The sequence below is a fragment of the Acidovorax radicis N35 genome, assembly GCF_000204195.1.
Taxonomy (GTDB): domain Bacteria; phylum Pseudomonadota; class Gammaproteobacteria; order Burkholderiales; family Burkholderiaceae_C; genus Acidovorax; species Acidovorax radicis.
In genome coordinates, this window is record NZ_AFBG01000018.1 from 359,763 (window position 1) to 376,287 (window position 16,525).

Consider the following 16,525-nt stretch of genomic DNA (forward strand, 5'->3'; position numbering starts at 1 on the left):
TTCGGGGACACCCATATCGCGGAGCGATTTGGTGTGACCACAAAATCCCGTCAACGATCCACTGCGTTTGCTGGGCGCCTCAGGGTGCCCCTCCTCGCTCAGCCCTTACTGTAGGACACCGCCTGAAATCAACCTCCTGCGGGCCGTAGCGGCTTCTGCATGCGTTACAACGGGGCATGGCGCTTGCGGATCTTCGCCTGGGCGCTGCCTACCGGAGGTTTCCATGCATCTGCGTTCCATTGTTCTTTTGGTGACGGTCGTAGCCATCGCTGCGCTGGCCGCGCTCAACTGGCCCACCCTCGCCGCGCCGTCCCTGGTGTCGCTGGGGATTGTGGTGTTTGAGGCTCCTCTGGGGCTCATCATGCTGGCCCTCACCGCGCTGCTGGGGATCTTTTTTGTTGCCTATGTCTTGTCGCTCCAGGGCTCCGTGCTCATGGAAACGCGCCGGCATACCAAGGAAATGCAGGTTCAGCGGGAACTTGCGGACAAGGCCGAAGCCTCGCGTTTCACGGAGTTGCGGGCTTTTCTGGATGTGCAGCACCAGCAGGCGCATGCCACCGTGCTGGCTCGGCTGGACGAATTGGAGGCACGCCTGGCAGCACGCGCCACCGAATCTGACAACTCCACTGCCGCATATGTGGGACAGCTGGAGCACCAGTTGCGCACGCGTGGCCTGGAGTCTGCACCGGTCGCTTCACGGGTTTGAGCGGAAGATCCGCCAGGTTTTTCCACGTGCGGGTTGTGGGACTTGCGTGGAGTGTGAAAACGAAAATAGAAGTCCCAGAAACACCAAAAGCCGCACCACGGGGAGTGGCACGGCCTTCAATAAGGGGCATGCAACCCCCGGGGTGACGAGCGGTAAATTACTTCTGCGTCAGGACCCAGGCAGCCAGCTTCTTGGCTTCTGCATCGTTGACCTGCGCATTCGCAGGCATTGGAACCGGGCCCCACACGCCGGCACCGCCCTTGACGATCTTGGCGGCCAGCTTGTCCACTGCGTCCTTCTGGCCGGCGTACTTGGCTGCGACGTCCTTGTAGGAGGGGCCCACCAGCTTCTTGTCGACGGCATGGCAAGCCATGCAATTCTTCGAGGTTGCCAGGGCCAGATCGGCCATGGCAGGGGCGGCAACCGACAGCGTCATGGCAAGGGTGATCAGGGTACGCTTCATGGTGGGATTTCCTGTGGTTGGGTTACAGTTCTTTTAATGGAATTGTAGTGGCTTGGGTTGACAGGCATTTGTCCGCCGTCAACCGGGCGTTGTCAGCTTTTTCTGGAGATCGCGATGTACCTGCTGGGTCTTTCATTGTTGCTTCTGGCACTGAAGTATTTCGAGATCGGACCTGTGGCCGCCTGGTCCTGGTGGTGGGTGCTGGCGCCTTTTGGTGCCACGGCCCTATGGTGGGTTTGGGCTGATTCCACCGGATATACGAAGCGTAAAGCCATGGAAAAGATGGAGCAGCGCAAGCAGGACCGGATCAACAAAAACAAGGAAGCCCTGGGCATCCGTCCGCGCAAGCCACGCTGACACCAACACTCCGCAGCCTCTGGCCTTTGCTTTCCTGCGCGGAGAGCAGGCATGTCAAGATTGCGCTATAGAAAAGAGCCCATCATCGTTGCACATGGCAAGACAGCCGTCATCACTGGTGTAACCGGACAGGACGGGGCCTATTTGGCAGAGTTTCTGCTGAAGAAGGGGTACCAGGTCATAGGAACCCATCGTCGGACCAGCAGTGTGAATACCTGGCGCCTTCACGAGCTGGGCGTGCTGGGACATCCCAATTTGCTACTGGTCGATTTTGACCTGACGGACCCGGGCTCTGCCATCGCGCTCCTGCAGAAATTTCATCCTGATGAGTTGTACAACCTGGCGGCGCAGAGCTTTGTGGGGGCCAGTTTCGACGCTCCCACCACCACGGCGCTGGTCAATGGCCAGGGTGCATTGAATCTCCTGGAAGCCATCCGGCTGGTAGATCCCCGCATACGCTATTACCAGGCCAGTTCCTCGGAGATGTTCGGCGGCGTGGAGCAAGCACCACAGTGCGAGTCCACACCCTTTTGCCCGCGCAGCCCGTATGCAGTCTCCAAGCTGTTTGCCCACTGGATGACTATCAACTACCGGGAGGCGTACGGAATGTATGCCGTCAGCGGCATTCTTTTTAATCATGAAAGCCCCCTTCGGGGCAGCGAATTTGTGACACGCAAGATATCGAGTGCCGTGGCTCGCATGGCCCACGGTGAAAGGGATGTGCTCGAACTGGGCAATCTGGACGCGCGCCGCGACTGGGGTTTTGCGGCTGAGTACGTGGAAGGCATGTGGCAGATGATGCAGGCTGAGCAACCAGGCACCTATGTGCTGGCAACGGGCCGCCAGCAGACCGTGCGCGATTTTGTGCGCATGGCGTTCTCGGTCACCGGAATATCCCTGGAGTTTGTGGGCGCCGCTGCGTCGGAGGTAGCCATCGACGTGGGGACTGGTCGCGTTGTGGCGAGCGTTGATCCCAGCTTCTTCCGCCCTGCAGAGGTGGATCTCCTGGTGGGCGACGCTTCCCGGGCCAGGGTGGAGTTGGGTTGGGAGGCGCACACCACCGTGGAGCAGATCTGTCGAATGATGGTTGAAGCCGACTTGCGGCGCACTTATCCCGGGGCCCGATGATGGTCAACGACTGTTCGTTGTGGCGGCTACCCTGCGAGGTCGTCCGATGAGGGTGGCTTTCGGGGTCAGCGTTCTTGCGCGGTCCGTCCAGCAAGGTGGGGTGGATGGTATTGGCACTTACACCCGGGAGCTGATGGCAGCCATGCCGCCGTCAGCGCAGCTGCAGCCGTATCTGTTCGATGCACCGGCGAGCCTGTGGGAGGGGGCGACCCCCGCGATCTCCTTTGGGCCTTTCGCGCGGCAGGCCCTGGCTGCCACGCTGCCGGGTATGGACTTTGGCGGAGTTCGCCGCGCGCTCTGTCCCGGGATTGATGTGGTTCATGCGACCGACCATCTGGTGCCCCGCTTGCGTGGCACGCCAGTGGTGGCGACAATTTTCGATGCGATCCCGCTGTCCCACCCCGAGTGGGTCCGATACCGATTCAAGGGCCTGAAAAACGAATTGTGGCGGCGCACCGCGTTCTGGGCGCAGCACGTCATCACGATTTCCGACTATTCCCGCCAGCAGATCGCTATGCATTTTCGCATTCCCGAGGAGCGGATCACCGCCATTCCGCTGGGGGTGGGGGCACGGTGGTTTGCACCAGTGGACGACGCCTTGGGAGAGGCCGTACGGTTGCGGCATGCGCTGCCGGAGCGGTATTTTGTGAGTGTCGGCACCCTGCAGCCACGCAAAAATATCGGCCGTCTGCTTTTGGCCCATGCGAGCCTGCCCGAACACCTGCAGCGCGAGTGCCCCTTGATTGTGGTTGGCAAGCCGGGCTGGGGGTGCGAGGACGTCATGGCTCAGTTCACAGGGGGAGCGCTCAAGCATGTCCGCTGGTTGCGGCATTTGCCTGATGACGAACTTCAAGTGGTCATCAAGCGTGCGGCGGCCCTGGTGTTCCCTTCGCTCCACGAGGGATTCGGATTGCCGGTGCTGGAAGCCTTTGCGGCGGGTGTGCCCGTGGTGGCATCCAATACGACCTCTATCCCGGAGGTGGCGGGCGACGCGGCCTTGTTGATTGATCCTCTTCGCGTCGACGAGCTTTCGGATGCGATGCGCCGCATCGCCGAGAACCCCGAGTTGGCAAGCCAGCTGGTCGTGCGTGGACGTGATCGCGTGCGCGCGTTCACCTGGCAAGCGTGCGCAGAAAAAACCCTGCGCGTCTACGAGTCGATGGCTTGAGTTTCTCGTGATGACACCTTCAACCACCAACCCCCCCGTGTCTGCGCGCCAGAGGCAAGTGCAATTGCTGGGGCTTGATATCTGGAGCGCCATGGTGGCGTGGCGCTTCTGGTGTTTTATGGGTTGGAACGATGTTGCCAAGCAGTATCGGCGGACCTTTCTGGGGCCTGTGTGGATTACGCTGCACACGGCCGTGTTCATCGTTGCGTTTGGCCTGATTGGTGCGCAGCTGTTCAAGTATCCGGCCGAATGGTACCTGCCGTATTTTTGTGCTGGGCATGTGCTGTTCGGGTACTTCAGTGCCCTGATCAATGAGGGCTGTTTGACCTATATCGGCTCGGATGCGTTCCTGAAGCAGACGCCTTATCCCAAGATGGCATTTGTTTTTCGCACCGTGTTCCGATGTTCCATCTTGATGCTGCACAGCGCGGTGATTGTGCTGGCCGTGCTGTTGTGGGCGGGGCGGCTGGGGGCGGTGCAGTGGGGGGCGCTGCTGGCTGCAACTGCACTGACGCTGCTTGCGGCCAGTCTGGTGGTTGCCATCCTTGGGGGGCTGGCGGCCCGCTTCCGTGACGTGACGGTGGCCCTGGGCAGCCTGATGCAGGTCAGTTTTTTTGTGACACCCGTGCTGTGGGTTCCTGACCAGTTGACCGAGCGTGCACAGTGGGTTGTGCACCTGAATCCGTTGGCGCTTTTCCTGGAACTGATGCGCAGCCCCTTGATGGGAACCGTCCCGGGCCTGCACACATGGGGCGCGGCGGTGGGCGTGGTCTTGCTGCTGGCGTTGGTTTTTTTCTGGCAGTACGTGGCGATCCGGCGGCGGATTGTGTACTGGTTATAGGCGCAGAGCCCCTCGGTATCGCAAGATGGTCCATATCCAGTTGACGGGCGTGTCAATCGACTTCCCCGTTTTTACGACCCGGTCCCGGGGGCTGCTGAACACTGTGCTGGGGCTCCCCCAGCGCGACAAGGCTCGCGTGGAGGCCAGTGGCTTGCGGCAGGTCAGCGTGCATGCGTTGCGCGATGTGAGCCTTGTGCTTCGCCCAGGAGACCGCATTGGCTTGATCGGCTCCAACGGGGCCGGAAAAACCACGCTGCTGCGTGTGCTTTCCGGAGTCTACGAACCCACGCAAGGTGAATTGTCCTTTCGTGGCCGGGTTGCCGCCCTCACGGACATCATGCTGGGCATGGACGTCGATGCCACCGGCTACGACAACATCATCATGCGCGGCATTGTGATGGGGCTGACGCGCAGGCAGGCGATGGGTCTTATTCCCTCGGTGGAGGCATTCACCCAGCTTGGCGAACACCTTCAGCTACCGGTCCGGACTTATTCCCAGGGCATGCTGCTGCGCCTGGCATTCGCGGTGTCCACAAGCGTCGTTCCCGATATCCTGCTCATGGATGAAATGATTGGCGCTGGTGACGCAAAGTTTTTCAGCCAGGCCAAGGAACGCATCAACGGGCTGATCGAACAGGTCTCCATTCTGGTGCTTGCGTCCCACAACGAAGTCATTCTCAAGAGCTTTTGCAACCGCGCGCTGGTCCTGAAGGATGGATGTGTGGTGATGGATGGAAGTGTGGAGGATGCGTTGGCGTTTCATAACGCCCAGCAAGGAGTCTCTCCGTGAGACTGGTATGTATCGGTCCAGCGGAAGTGTTGAACTCCATCGCATCGATGGGGCGCACTGAGGATGTGAGTTGGTCACCCGACGGGCGCCGTGTTGCCCTTGCTGCCATCACGCTGGACAAGGTGCTGATTGTCGGGGTGGACTGCCAGTTCGAAAATGGACAGAAGGTGCTGTACCTGACGGATACCGTGGAGGTTGCCTCCACCAGTCTCCGGCGCCCCCATGGCCTGTGCTGGATCAGTAACAGCATCGTCGCGGTCGCCAGTCGGGAGGGCAATGTATCGCTGTTCGACATTCCCCGCGCAGATCGGCTGACCTCTGTGTGTGACCTTCAACCCCTGTCCATCATCAGCAAGCGTGAGACAGAACTCCTGAGCACCCCGGGAAGCCTGTGTGCACGGGATCTGGGCGCGGGACTGCATGAGCTTTGGGTGTGCAACGGCTTTTCCCACTATGTCACCCATCACCTGTTGAACACGGCAGCCGGTTTTTCCCACCTTGATGCACAGCTCCTCATGCAGCACGGGCTGGAGGTTCCGGACGGTGTGGCGCTGGACGCCAGTGCAGACTGGGTGGCGGTGAGCAACCACGACCGCCACCTTGTAGCGCTTTATCGCAACGATGAATTCCTCGCGCCGGGCAACGAGCCCGCGGCAGAACTGCGTGGAATCAGCTATCCCCATGGGCTGTGTTTTCTGTCGGGGGGCCGCATCTTGTTGGTGGCGGACGCAGGCGCTCCCCACGTGGCGGTGTTTCACCGCGCTGCTTCGGGGTGGAAAAACCTGGCCCAGCCGAACGCCGTGATCCGCGTGCTGGACGATGGCGTGTTCGAGCAGGGGCATCACAACCCGCGCGAAGGTGGGCCCAAGGGCATCGACGTGCATGAACCTTGGGGCCTGCTGGTCACTACCTGCGCGGAGCAGCCCTTGGCCTTTTTCGATATCGATGAACTCATGGCGCAGGCCGAAGCCTTTGCGCCAGAAGAAGTGATGCAAACGGGCTCACCTGGTACGTCGCCCGCAGACCGTACACGGGTTACCGTACTACGTCTTGCGCGCGATGTGGTAGCACGCGAAGCAGCCGTGACGGCCGCCGTGAGAAAAGAAATGGGCTTGATGCGCGCGAGCTGGTCCTGGCGGGTGACGGCGCCCTTGAGGACTTTGGCAGACGGCTGGATCCGGTGGCGGTCCAGGCGGCGCAAGGGTTAGGACGGGATTCGCAGGAGGGGACGGAGCGCTGATGTACTTGCCAGGGGGGGCCGTCGGAGGCAATGCGGCGTGCCAATGTGAGATCACCCAGAAAAAAGCCCACCGGGGACGGTGGGCTTTTTCTTTTCTTTGTGCTGGATTTCAATAAGCGTCCAGCACTGCACCCTTGCTCGCGCTCGACGCGTTGAACGCAAACTTGGCCTGCACGCCGCGTGTGTAGCGCGGGGCGGGGGCCGTCCAGCCGGCGCGGCGCTTGGCGATTTCTTCTTCGGGCACGTTCAGTTCCAGCAGCAGCTGGCGCGCGTCGATGGTGATGCTGTCGCCTTCGTTGACGAAGGCAATGGTGCCGCCGGCAGCCGCTTCGGGCGCCACGTGGCCGACCACCATGCCCCAGGTGCCGCCGGAGAAGCGGCCATCGGTGATCAGGCCCACGCTTTCGCCCAGGCCGGCGCCGATCAGCGCGCCGGTGGGGGCCAGCATTTCGGGCATGCCGGGGCCGCCCTTGGGGCCCAGGTAGCGCAGCACCATCACGTCGCCGGCCTTGATCTTGCCGGCCAGGATGGCTTCGAGGGCCGATTGCTCGTCGTCGAACACGCGTGCCGGGCCGGTGATGACGGGGTTCTTCAGGCCCGTGATCTTGGCGACGGCGCCTTCGGGGCTCAGGTTGCCCTTCAAGATGGCCAGGTGGCCCTGCGCGTACATGGGGTTGTCGATGTTGCGGATCACGTCCTGGTCGGCACGCGGCACATCGGGCACGTCCTTGAGCACTTCGGCAATGGTCTTGCCGCTGATGGTGATGCAGTCGCCGTGCAGCAGGCCGGCCTTGAGCAGCACCTTCATCACTTGCGGAATGCCGCCTGCGCGGTGCAGGTCCACGGCCAGGTACTTGCCGCTGGGCTTGAGGTCGCACAGCACGGGGGTCTGCTTGCGGATGCGCTCGAAGTCGTCGATGTCCCATTCCACGCCCGCGGTGTGGGCAATGGCCAGGAAGTGCAGCACGGCGTTGGTGGAGCCGCCCGTGGCCATGATCACGGCCACGGCGTTCTCGATGGCCTTCTTGGTCACGATGTCGCGCGGCTTCAGGTCCATCTTGATGGCCTCGATCAGCACCTTGGCCGATTCCTTGGCCGAGTTCATCTTCTCGTCGTGCGGGTTGGCCATGGTGGACGAATACGGCAGGCTGATGCCCAGGGCCTCGAAGGCGCTGGACATGGTGTTGGCGGTGTACATGCCGCCGCACGAGCCGGTGCCGGGGATGGCGCGCTTTTCGATCTCCTTGAGGTCGAAGTCGCTGAGCTTGCCGGCGGCGTTTTCGCCCACGGCCTCGAACACGCTCACGATGTTCAGGTCCTTGTCCTGGTAGCGGCCCGGCAGGATGGTGCCGCCGTACACATAGATGGCGGGCACGTTGGCGCGCAGCATGCCCATCAGGCCGCCGGGCATGTTCTTGTCGCAGCCGCCAACAACCAGCACGCCGTCCATCCACTGGCCGCCGACGCAGGTTTCGATGCAATCGCTGATGACCTCGCGGCTGACCAGGCTGTACTTCATGCCTTCGGTGCCCATGGCCATGCCGTCCGAGATGGTGGGCGTGCCGAACACCTGGGCGTTGCCGCCCGCTTCCTCGATGCCGGCGATGGCCGCGTCGGCCAGCTTCTGCAGGCCGCTGTTGCACGGGGTGATGGTGCTGTGGCCGTTGGCCACGCCGACCATGGGTTTGACGAAGTCGCCTTCCTCGTAGCCCATGGCGTAGTACATGGAGCGGTTGGGCGCGCGTGACTTGCCTTGCGTGATGTTGGCGCTGCGGTGGTTGATGGGCTGGATCGGGATGGTCTTGCTGTCTGCCATGGCTGATTTCCTGGTGGGGGACTCGTTGTAATGGATGGGGCACTCCTGCGGCCAGGGTGTCCAACGCTCTCGGGGTGCAAGTATGCGGCGTTTGCCGCTGCGTTTCCAATCCCTTTCACCTGCTCGATTAATATGTAAAACGTATCACAGGCACATCACCGCCATGAAAGAAACCCTCATCGACGTCCGCGCCTGGCGCCAGTTCGTGGCCGTGGCCGAGGAACTGCACTTCGGCCGCGCCGCCATCCGCCTGCATATGACGCAGCCGCCGCTGACTCAGGCCATCGCGCAGATGGAGCGGTCGCTGGGCGTGATGCTGTTCGACCGCACGCGCCGGCGCGTGGCGCTGACCCCGGCGGGCGAGACCCTGCTGCCCGACGTGCGTGACTTTCTGGAGCGCGCGCAGGCGCTGCCCGTGCGCGCGCGTGCGGCGGCGGCGGGCGAGGTGGGGCGGGTGCGGCTGGCCTTTGTCTCCACCATCGGCTTCGAGCGGCTGCCCGAGTGGGTGCGCGACTTTCGCGTGCTGTGCCCCCAGGTGGCGCTAGAACTGGTGGAGGCCACGGGCGACGTGCAGCGTGCACTGTTCTCGCGCGGTGAACTCGATGCTGGGCTGATGCTGCATTCACCCGGATTCGCGCCGCCCGAACTTGCGCGCCTGGCCGTGGCCGAAGAGCCGCTGGTGTTGGCGCTACCGGCCAGCCACCCCCTGGCGCGGGCGCCGCGCCTGCATCTGCCCGAGGTGCTGGCCGAGCCCCTGGTGATCTTCCCGCGCCGCATCGTCCCCTCGCTGCACGACGCCATCTTCGCGCTCTACCACGCCGCCGGCCGCGTGCCCGTGGTGGCGCAAGAGGCCATCCAGATGCAGACCATCGTCAACCTGGTGTGGGGCGGCCTGGGCGTGGCCTGGGTGCCCGAGAGCGTGACCCAGTTCCGCCGCGAGGGCGTGGTCTACCGCGCGGCCGATGCCTTCGGGCCTGCTGTTGCCGCCAGGGCGAAGGCCAGGGCCGCAAAACCCGCTGGCGCGCCGCTGCTGCCCGTGTGCGAGACCAGCCTGGTGTGGCCCGCCGCGCTCGACAACCCGGCGCTGGCCCGGTTCATCGACTTCGTGCGTGAGCGCTCGAAGACCGCTTAGCCTGCTGCGACCGGCGCAGCGCGCCCGCGCACGAAGAGCAGGCCCGCGGCAATGGCCAGCAGCGGCAGCGCCACGGCGTTGATGGCGGTCCAGCCCACGCCGGTGAGCAGCGCGCCCGAGGCAAAGGACATCATCGCCGCCACGATGCCGTTGGCCAGCTGCATCAGTGCCTGGGCCTGGCCGCGCTCCTCGGGGGCATGCGATTCGGACAGCAGCGTGGTGCCCGAGATCACCATCAGATTCCAGCCCGTGCCGAGCAGAAACGAGCTGGCCAAAAACTCGGTGAACGAGAGGCCCGACAACGCCACCACCGCGCTGGCCGCCAGGCACGCCGCGCCCACCGCAGCCACGCTGCGGCTGCCAAAGCGGTCCACCAGCACGCCCGAGAACAGCGCGGGCGCGAACATGCCGATCACGTGCCACTGGATCACCTGCGCCGCCGATGCCGCCGAAAAACCGCACACCTCCATCGCCAGCGGCGTGGCGTTCATCACCAGAATCATCAGGCCGTGGCCGATGGCCGTCATCACCACAGCCGCGCGCAGGCCGGGGCGGGCCAGCAGGGCGCGCATGGCGGCCATGCCGCCCGCTGCCGGCTTGGGCGCCACACCCTCGCGCAGCCGTGCCATCACCACCCAGCCCAGCGCGGCCAGCGCCGCAATGGCCAGGTAGGCGCCCGCGAGCGGCGTGGCCAGCAGGTTGCGCGACCACAGCGCCAGCGGCGGCGCGAACACCGCTGCGCACAGGCCGCCCGCCACCACACAGGCTGCGGCACGGCCTTTCTGCATGGGGTCGACCGCCTCCAGCGCCGCATAGGTGTAGTAGCCCGACGATGCCTGGTACGCACCGATGGCCAGCGTGCCCGCGCAGAACACCGCAAAGCTGCCCCACTGCACGCCCACCATGCTCACCAGCCCGCCCGCCACACCAAAGAGCGCGCCGGCCTGCAGCCCCGCACGCCGCCCCCGGCGCTGCATGAAGAGCGACAGCGGCTGCACCGCCACCAGGTTGCCCAGCACCAGCAGCGCCAGCGGCAGCGTGGCCAGCACAGGCCAGGGCGCCAGCCGCGCGCCCACGATGGAGGTGAGCGTGATGCCGATGATGGAGCAGCCCCAGTACAGGGCCTGGCCCGCAAACAGCAGGCGAACGGACGCATTGCGCAAAAGCAGCATGGAATGACTTTCGGTGGCGCGCCGCATGGGCGCAAAGCCAGGGCGGTGGGGGAGAGAGGGCGCGGTGCGGCGAGAGTCAGTCGAGCAGCGCCCCCACGCCAAAGCGCTGCGCATACGCCTGCGGGCTCACGGCGCGGTGCTTGTGAAAGCTGCGGCGCAGGTTCTCTGGGTGCTCGAAGCCGCACAGCCGCGCGACGGTCGAGACCGACGCCTGGGCCTGCGCAAGCAGGGTGGACGCAGCCTCCACCCGCACGCGCTCCACATAGCGCCCGGGCGTGGTGCCCAGCTCGCGCTGGAACACGCGCGTCAGCGTGCGCGGTGGCATGCAGGCCTGCTCAGCCAGCGCATCCAGCGATAGGTCGCCGCCCAGCTGTGACGGAATCCATTCCAGCAGCGCCGCCAGCCGCGGCGCATGCCGGGTCTCGGGTGCGAGCAGCGCGCTGAACTGCGCCTGCCCGCCCGGGCGGCGCATGAACATCACCAGCCGCCGCGCCACGGCCAGCGCCATGGGGCGGCCCAGGTCAGCCTCCACCAGCGCCAGCGCCAGGTCGATGCCCGCCGTGACGCCAGCCGACGTGAACAGGTGGCAGTACACCGCGCTGGACGCATCGTAGGTGTGCAGGCAGTCATCGTTCACCTGCACGGAGGGGTAGTTGCGGCGCATCAGGTCGGTGCGGCACCAGTGGGTGGTGGCATGCAGCCCATCGAGCAGCCCTGCATGCGCCAGCAGCAGCGCGCCCGAGCACACCGAGCCCATGCGGCGGACCTGCGGCTCTGCGCCGCGCAGCCATTGCTGCAGTGCGGTGTTGCCCAATTGCGCGATGACGCCATCGCCGCCGGCGACCAGCAGGGTGTCCAGCTGCGCCGGGTCCAGCGTGGTCCAGCCTGCATCGGCCACCAGCGCGAATCCTGCCGACGTGGTGACAGGCCCTGCGGCCTCCGCCACCAGGCGCAGCGCATAGGCGGGCGGCAGACCGTGGCCCGTGCGCTCGGCATTGGCTGAGCCGAAGACCTGTAGGGGGCCGACCGCGTCCAGGCTCATGACGTCGGGGTAGATCAGGCACGCCACGGTGCGGATGGATGGAGGCATGAGGGCAGTGTCGGCGTTTGCTGGGTTGGCTGCAATGACAACAACCCCACATATCTGGCCACATCAGCCCGTCGAGGGCGCCCATGAAAAAAGGCACCTCGCGAGGTGCCTGGGTCGATCATTGGGCGGGGTTGGCGTCCCGCGGAAGATCAGGCCGTTTGCGACTGCAGGTAGTTCTGCAGGCCCACCTTGTCGATCAGGCCGATCTGCTTCTCCAGCCAGTAGGCGTGGTCTTCTTCGGTATCGCGCAGTTGCAGCAGCAGCAGGTCGCGGCTCACGTAGTCGCCCACGCTCTCGCACAGCGCAATACCCTGCTGCAGGGCGGCGCGCACTTCGTACTCGGTGGCCAGGTCCTTCTTCAGCATGTCCGGCACGGTCTCGCCGGGGGTGAACTCCTTGGGGCGCATGTCGGGGCGGCCGCCCAGCATCAGGATGCGGCGCAGCAAGGCGTCGGCGTGCTGGGTTTCTTCCTGCATCTCGTGGTCGAGGCGGGTGAAGAGCCTGGTGAAGCCCTGGTCTTCATAGATGCGCGAATGCGCGAAGTACTGGTCGCGCGCGGCCAGCTCGCCGCGCAGCAGATCCTTGAAATAGTCGATGACTTGGGGGTTTCCCTGCATGTGTTTTTCCTTGTTTTGATGCGGGGAGTATCGCGCCGACAGTGGCAATCGCCGGCGATTCCCCCGTGCTGTCGCTCTGTATGCGTACTGGGATCAGGCGCGTTCGCATTCAATGGGGCTTGGCGCGATGCGGGCGCATTGGCGGCCGTGTGTCTTCGTGGGGCCGCGGCCGAGTGTCGCTTGTCCCGGTGGCGCGCAGGGCCGTGGTTCGCCAATGGTCTTCGACGCGCGGGCACAATACCGCCCAAATGCTGACGTACCCCCACATCGACCCCATCGCCCTGCAATTGGGCCCGCTGGCCATCCACTGGTATGGCCTGACCTATCTCGCGGCTTTTGGCCTGTTCATGCTGCTGGGCATCCGGCGCCTGCGGCACGAGCCCTTTGCGTCCATCACCGGCGCGGGGGCCTGGTCGCGCAAGGACGTGGAAGACATCCTCTTTCTCGGCGTGGCCGGTGTGGTGGTTGGCGGGCGCCTGGGCTACTGTCTGTTTTACAAGCCCGGCTACTACCTGAGCCATCCGCTGGAGATTTTTGCGGTGTGGCAGGGTGGCATGGCATTCCATGGCGGGCTGCTCGGGGTGATCGTGGCCATGCTGTGGTTTGCGCATTCGCGCAAGCGGCCGTGGCTGCAGGTGGCGGATTTCGTGGCGCCCTGCGTGCCCACCGGTCTCGCGGCCGGGCGCGTGGGCAATTTCATCAATGGCGAACTGTGGGGCCGCTTTGCCAGCCCGGACCTGCCCTGGGGCATGGTGTTCGCACACAGCGGCTCCATGCAGCCGCGCCATCCATCCCAGGTCTACCAGTTCCTGCTGGAAGGGTTGCTGCTGTTCATCCTGCTGTGGCTGTATGCGCGCAAGGAGCGCCGCCAGGGCCAAGTGGCTGCGGCCTTCCTGGTGGGCTATGGCGTGTTCCGATTCATTGCCGAGTATTTCCGTGAGCCCGACAGCTTTCTGGGACTGCTGTCGCTGGGCATGAGCATGGGCCAGTGGCTGTGCCTGCCGATGATCGCCGCGGGTGTCCTGTTGTGGCTGTGGTCGCAGCGCCAGCCGGCGGGGGCGCAAAAAATCTAGTGAAAATGGCACCTGGCGCTTATTGAATATGCGTTGGCAGCTATTGAAAATATAGCGATTTGTCGCAAAAGCTGCGACAGGTGCTCTGCGCTTGGGACCGGTGCGAGGTCCTTGGTGATGGAGTTCAGGTAGCGCGAGGCGCCGGGCAGCGGAAATCCGTGCGACGTTGTTGGGGCGTGCCGCTGGTGCCTGTGGCGTGAAACTGCGGCAGGAACATCTGGACGGCCTGGGCGAGGCCGTGCGATTTGGACGCCACTGTGGCCGGATGACTTGCCCGCTGGGTGCTGCGGGGGAGGGGCTTTCCACGGGCGAGCCGCCATGGCGAGTTGAAGCTGAATGGCTCCGCAGAAAAGGCCGAAGAACGGCAAGTCGGGCCCGCCGAAGCCCGGCATTTGCCCACTACATGTTGCGCCACCGCCGCAAGACACAGGTTTTTACCCAATAGCCTCCAGATTCGCAGGCTTTTCTCTTGTTATTTTGCGTAATTATGAGAAATTACGGATATGTGCAAACAAAGCAATTGTTTGCAGGCATTTGGATACTCGTTGGCAGCAAAAGCTGCAGGCCAATGGTCCGCCCGTGATTGATCACCCTGGAGTTTTACCCGCACCATGCGCCCGGTTCCCAATTCATTGCACGACGAAGCGGCCTCGCGTTTGCGCGAGCAGATCTTTGCCGGTGCCTTGCCACCCGGGAGCTTTCTGGACGAGGCGGCCCTGTGCGAGCGGCTGGCGATTTCGCGCACACCGCTGCGCGAGGCGCTCAAGGTGCTGGTGGCAGAGGGCCTGTTGCGCCACGAGCCACGGCGGGGCTGCTTCGTGGCCGAGATCACCGAACGTGATCTGGACGACCTGTTTCCGGTGATCGCGCTGCTGGAGGGGCGTGCCGCCCATGAGGCCACGCGCAAGGCGGGCGCGGCGGATGTGGCTGCGCTCGATGTGCTGCACCAGCGGCTGCAGCAGTTTGCGTCCGAAGGCCTCATCGCCGACTACTACGAAGCCAACTACGCCATCCATGAAGCCTTCATCACGCTGGCAGACAACCGCTGGCTGGCCCAGGTGATCGGCGATTTGCGAAAAATTCTGCGCCTGGCGCGGGCGCAGACGCTGCATGTGCCGGGCCGCCTCCAGCAAAGCCTGGCCGAGCACCTGGCCGTGTTCGCCGCGCTCAAGGCGCGCGACTGCGACGCCGCCGAAGAGGCCATGCGCAACCACTTGTTGCGCCAGCGCGATGCGCTGCGCGACGTAGCCCGCAACCAGCAATCGAGGCTGACACCATGATGAACAGTACCCCCGAATGGATCGCGCGCAGCGTGTCGCGCCTGCGCACCGCCGCGCCCGCTGCAGACAAGGCCGCAGAGAAATCAGCCGATAAGACGTCCGATAAAACGGGCGACAAGGCTGGCGACAAGGCGACCGACAGATCAGCCCGGGCCGGGCTCGACAAATCCGTGTCCGATGTGGTGGCCAAGGTGGCCGTGCCGCGTTCTACGCACGAGCGGCTGCAGGCCACGCTGCGGCGTGGGCAAGAGGCGTTGTCGCCCCGTGCGCTGCGCCGCCTGTTGACCGATCTGCAGGAGGTGGTGGCGCCCCAGGTCAGCGAACTCGAAGGCGGGCGCCGTGCCCAGGCCGTGGCCGAGTGGTATGCCAAGGCCGAGCCTGAGGAGCGGCGCGACATGTGGCTCTTGATGTGCGAGCAATTTGCGCCGGACGCCACGCGCTTCAAATCGGCCCGCCAGCGTTACGAGGCCGCGGCCGGAACGGCCGAAGAGGGCCAGGCCGAGATCAGCCTGCGCCGCGCGCTGGTGTCGCCGCGCACGCGCTTGCTGCAGCGGTTTTCGGTGTCCCCCGAAGGCATGCGTTTCTTGCTCGACATGCGTGCCGAGTTGCTGCCCCTGCTCAAGGCCGACAAGCGCCTGCTGGCGCTGGATGCCGAGCTGGAGCACCTGTTCTCGACCTGGTTCGACGTGGCGTTTCTGGAGCTGCGCCGCCTGTCGTGGGACTCGCCCGCTTCGCTGATCGAAAAGCTCATCAAGTACGAGGCCGTGCATGACATCCGCAGCTGGGCTGACCTGAAGAATCGGCTCGACAGCGACCGCCGCTGCTACGGCTTCTTTCACCCGCGCCTGCCCGACGAGCCGCTGATCTTTGTGGAGGTGGCGCTGGTGGACAAGATCTCTTCCAGCATCACGCCTTTGCTGGACGAAGCGGCGGCGCCGGCTGACATCGGGCGCGCCACCACGGCGATCTTCTATTCGATCAGCAACACCCAGACCGGCCTGCGCGGTGTGAGCTTTGGTGACTCACTCATCAAGCATGTGGTGGAGACCCTGACTTCCGAGTTTCCCCGGCTGCGTACCTTTGCCACGCTGTCGCCCATCCCTGGCTTTCGCTCCTGGCTGGGCAAGCATGCGGGTGCGATGCTGGAGCGCCTGGACGACAAGCGCCGTTCCGAACTGGGGCGCGCCGTGGGTTTTGAGCCTCCCCAGGCGACCCACCTGCTGGCAGCGCTCGACAAGGCCACCGAGCTGGATGCCAAGTCGCCCGTGCGCCAGATGCTAATGGAGTGCGCCGCGCGCTACCTGGGCCGTGAACTGCAGGAGGGCAAACCGGTGGACCCTGTGGCCCGGTTCCACCTGGGCAATGGCGCGCGGGTGGAGCGCCTGAACTGGGCGGGAGACCCGTCCAACAAAGGACTGAAACAATCGTATGGGTTGATGGTGAATTACCTGTACGACTTGAAGCGCATCGACAAGCACCGCAGCTTGCTCGCGCAGGGCAAGGTGCCGGTGTCGGGGGACATCGACAGCCTGTGCCGCGACTGACCGCAGGCCCTGCTGCCGGGCGATGCCATCATCGTCATCATCGGCGCAGAAAATGGTGCGCCACATCGGGCAAGCAGCCGGTGTAAGTGGTGCTTGGCATGGTGGGGT

Annotated in this window: 16 protein-coding genes; 11 read left to right on the forward strand and 5 right to left on the reverse strand. The window is 64.4% G+C overall.

Annotated features, from left to right (window positions below; genetic code table 11):
• The first annotated feature begins 223 nt into the window (after positions 1-223).
• Positions 224-706, forward strand: coding sequence for a hypothetical protein (locus ARADN35_RS0107265; RefSeq protein ID WP_010460602.1), 483 nt, complete (start codon positions 224-226; stop codon positions 704-706).
• A gap of 157 nt (positions 707-863) precedes the next feature.
• Here the strand turns inward: ARADN35_RS0107265 and ARADN35_RS0107270 are convergent, their stop codons facing one another.
• Positions 864-1,169, reverse strand: coding sequence for a c-type cytochrome (locus tag ARADN35_RS0107270; RefSeq protein WP_010460604.1), 306 nt, complete (start codon positions 1,167-1,169; stop codon positions 864-866).
• Positions 1,170-1,283: 114 nt separating this feature from the next.
• Between ARADN35_RS0107270 and ARADN35_RS0107275 the strand changes: the two genes are divergently transcribed.
• The 6 genes from ARADN35_RS0107275 to ARADN35_RS0107300 all read left to right on the forward strand — a co-directional run bounded on the left by ARADN35_RS0107275 (position 1,284) and on the right by ARADN35_RS0107300 (position 6,661).
• Entirely contained in the window at positions 1,284-1,526 is a 243-nt protein-coding gene (locus ARADN35_RS0107275) for a TIGR04438 family Trp-rich protein (protein WP_010460606.1), read from the forward strand.
• 51 nt (positions 1,527-1,577) lie between these two features.
• Positions 1,578-2,654: a GDP-mannose 4,6-dehydratase gene (gmd, locus tag ARADN35_RS0107280; protein ID WP_010460608.1), complete on the forward strand. Its 1,077-nt coding sequence runs from the start codon at positions 1,578-1,580 to the stop codon at positions 2,652-2,654.
• A gap of 133 nt (positions 2,655-2,787) precedes the next feature.
• Positions 2,788-3,822, forward strand: coding sequence for a glycosyltransferase family 4 protein (locus ARADN35_RS0107285; RefSeq protein ID WP_244265856.1), 1,035 nt, complete (start codon positions 2,788-2,790; stop codon positions 3,820-3,822).
• A gap of 37 nt (positions 3,823-3,859) precedes the next feature.
• Complete coding sequence (locus ARADN35_RS0107290) at positions 3,860-4,663, forward strand: ABC transporter permease (protein ID WP_159103184.1); 804 nt, start codon at positions 3,860-3,862, stop codon at positions 4,661-4,663.
• 49 nt (positions 4,664-4,712) lie between these two features.
• Positions 4,713-5,453, forward strand: coding sequence for an ABC transporter ATP-binding protein (locus ARADN35_RS0107295; protein WP_208856817.1), 741 nt, complete (start codon positions 4,713-4,715; stop codon positions 5,451-5,453).
• Entirely contained in the window at positions 5,450-6,661 is a 1,212-nt protein-coding gene (locus ARADN35_RS0107300) for a YncE family protein (RefSeq protein ID WP_139019179.1), read from the forward strand. Before ARADN35_RS0107295 ends, ARADN35_RS0107300 begins: the two co-directional genes overlap by 4 nt.
• 141 nt (positions 6,662-6,802) lie before the next feature.
• Here the strand turns inward: ARADN35_RS0107300 and ilvD are convergent, their stop codons facing one another.
• Positions 6,803-8,509, reverse strand: a complete 1,707-nt coding sequence (ilvD, locus tag ARADN35_RS0107305) for a dihydroxy-acid dehydratase (protein WP_007855286.1) — start codon at positions 8,507-8,509, stop codon at positions 6,803-6,805.
• A gap of 163 nt (positions 8,510-8,672) precedes the next feature.
• Here ilvD and ARADN35_RS0107310 point away from each other — a divergent pair, with 163 nt between their 5' ends.
• On the forward strand, positions 8,673-9,641 hold the full coding sequence (locus ARADN35_RS0107310) for a LysR family transcriptional regulator (protein WP_010460624.1): 969 nt from the start codon (positions 8,673-8,675) through the stop codon (positions 9,639-9,641).
• Here the strand turns inward: ARADN35_RS0107310 and ARADN35_RS0107315 are convergent.
• The 3 genes from ARADN35_RS0107315 to bfr form a co-directional block, all read right to left on the reverse strand.
• Entirely contained in the window at positions 9,638-10,813 is a 1,176-nt protein-coding gene (locus tag ARADN35_RS0107315; protein WP_010460625.1) for an MFS transporter, read from the reverse strand. The two genes, ARADN35_RS0107310 and ARADN35_RS0107315, sit on opposite strands and share 4 nt — an antisense overlap.
• A 76-nt stretch (positions 10,814-10,889) precedes the next feature.
• Complete coding sequence (locus ARADN35_RS0107320; protein ID WP_010460627.1) at positions 10,890-11,903, reverse strand: GlxA family transcriptional regulator; 1,014 nt, start codon at positions 11,901-11,903, stop codon at positions 10,890-10,892.
• A 149-nt stretch (positions 11,904-12,052) separates the two neighbouring features.
• Positions 12,053-12,520: a bacterioferritin gene (gene bfr, locus ARADN35_RS0107325; RefSeq protein WP_010460629.1), complete on the reverse strand. Its 468-nt coding sequence runs from the start codon at positions 12,518-12,520 to the stop codon at positions 12,053-12,055.
• Positions 12,521-12,768: 248 nt separating this feature from the next.
• Between bfr and lgt the strand changes: the two genes are divergently transcribed.
• The 3 genes from lgt to ARADN35_RS0107340 all read left to right on the forward strand — a co-directional run bounded on the left by lgt (position 12,769) and on the right by ARADN35_RS0107340 (position 16,417).
• The gene (gene lgt, locus ARADN35_RS0107330) at positions 12,769-13,593 is read left to right on the forward strand and encodes a prolipoprotein diacylglyceryl transferase (RefSeq protein WP_010460631.1); all 825 of its coding nucleotides are present in this window, start codon (positions 12,769-12,771) and stop codon (positions 13,591-13,593) included.
• A gap of 611 nt (positions 13,594-14,204) precedes the next feature.
• The gene (locus tag ARADN35_RS0107335) at positions 14,205-14,873 is read left to right on the forward strand and encodes a GntR family transcriptional regulator (protein ID WP_010460633.1); all 669 of its coding nucleotides are present in this window, start codon (positions 14,205-14,207) and stop codon (positions 14,871-14,873) included.
• Positions 14,873-16,417, forward strand: a complete 1,545-nt coding sequence (locus ARADN35_RS0107340) for a malonyl-CoA decarboxylase (protein WP_010460635.1) — start codon at positions 14,873-14,875, stop codon at positions 16,415-16,417. Before ARADN35_RS0107335 ends, ARADN35_RS0107340 begins: the two co-directional genes overlap by 1 nt.
• Positions 16,418-16,525: the final 108 nt, after the last annotated feature.